The following is a 1,086-nucleotide window of genomic DNA, read 5'->3' as shown; positions in this document are numbered from 1 at the left end:
GTCCCGCGGCGTCTACGGCTACCAGAACTGACGACCGGGGCGGTCGGGGCCCGGAGGGCCGGTGCGAACCGCCCCGGTCGTCAGTTCTGGTAGCCGTAGACGCCGCGGGACTGGTCGCGGACCAGGCGGCCCTTCTCCAGTTCGATGACCCGCTTGCGCATCTGGTCCACGATCTGGGCGTCGTGGGTGGCCATGACCACGGTGGTGCCGGTGCGGTTGATGCGGTCCAGCAGCTTCATGATGCCGACCGAGGTCTGGGGGTCGAGGTTGCCCGTCGGCTCGTCCGCGATCAGCAGCATGGGCTTGTTGACGAAGGCCCGCGCGATGGCCACGCGCTGCTGTTCACCACCGGAGAGCTCACCCGGCATCCGGTCGTCCTTGCCGGCCAGGCCGACGAGGTCCAGCACCTGCGGCACGGTCTTGCGGATCTCCACGCGGGACCTGCCGATGACCTCCATCGCGAAGGCCACGTTCTCCCCCACCGTCTTGTTCGGCAGGAGGCGGAAGTCCTGGAAGACCGTGCCCAGCTTCCGACGGACCTGGGGGACCTTCCAGTTGGAGAGGCGACCGAGGTCCTTGCCGAGCACGTGGACGCTGCCCTGCGTGGCCCGCTCCTCCCGGAGGATCAGCCGCAGGAAGGTGGACTTGCCGGAGCCCGACGAGCCCACCAGGAAGACGAACTCGCCGCGCTCGATCTCCAGGGAGACCTCGCGGAGGGCGGGTGCGTTCATCCGGGGGTAGGTCACGGAGACGCTGTCGAATCGGATCACGATTGCACCTGGCTGATACGGGGTAGATGCGGCGGAAGCGCTGTGCGCGGCTCCCTCTTCGAGGGCCGACCCTACGCGACCGGGCGGGGCGCCGGCAGACACCGCCGCATCCCGTACCGATTGCTCCCGCTTTGCCCCTGCCGTTCCCGGCCGGCCCCTCCCGGCCCCCTCCGGCCGGGACGCGTCCGCCGTTGGCCGGCCGGGGGATTCCGCCCGCGTTTCCCCCGCCCCCGGCGCACCGGGCCGTGAACGCCGGCAGGATGGAGGGTGACACTAACGTCACCGCCGGCCCCGGGAAAGCGGGACCGGGGGGCGG

Annotated in this window: 1 protein-coding gene; it reads right to left on the bottom strand. The window is 70.9% G+C overall.

What is annotated here, in order from left to right:
* Positions 1–80: 80 nt before the first annotated feature.
* Entirely contained in the window at positions 81–770 is a 690-nt protein-coding gene (gene ftsE / locus FNQ90_RS24325; RefSeq protein ID WP_143625265.1) for a cell division ATP-binding protein FtsE, read from the bottom strand.
* Between the last annotated feature and the right edge of the window lie 316 nt (positions 771–1,086).

It is taken from the genome of Streptomyces alkaliphilus, assembly GCF_014141535.1.
Taxonomy (GTDB): domain Bacteria; phylum Actinomycetota; class Actinomycetes; order Streptomycetales; family Streptomycetaceae; genus Streptomyces; species Streptomyces alkaliphilus.
Note: the sequence above shows the minus strand (reverse complement) of the source record. Positions and strands in the feature narration are given on the sequence as shown.